Genomic DNA, 237 nt, shown 5'->3' on the forward strand with positions numbered 1-237 from the left:
TGAAATCTGTGACAGTCAGCAGGGAGCCATCCGGAAAATATTTTGCCAGTCTTTTGTTTTGCTGTGAAAACCAAACAGCAGAAAAAAGACCGGCAGAAAAATTTCTGGGAATTGATTTTGCCATGCATGGGATGTGTGTATTTTCTACCGGTAAAAGAGCTGAATATCCGATGTTCTATCGGAATACAGAGAAAAAGCTTGCGCGGGAACAGAGAAAGCTGTCCAGATGTCAGAAAG

Annotated in this window: 1 protein-coding gene; it reads left to right on the forward strand. The window is 42.2% G+C overall.

Annotated features, from left to right (window positions below; translation table 11 throughout):
• On the forward strand, positions 1-237 hold a 237-nt coding region (locus LI112_RS18070), incomplete at both ends, for a transposase (RefSeq protein ID WP_227191228.1).

This window comes from Blautia sp. 210820-DFI.6.14 (genome assembly GCF_020558815.1).
Lineage (GTDB): Bacteria > Bacillota > Clostridia > Lachnospirales > Lachnospiraceae > Blautia_A > Blautia_A obeum.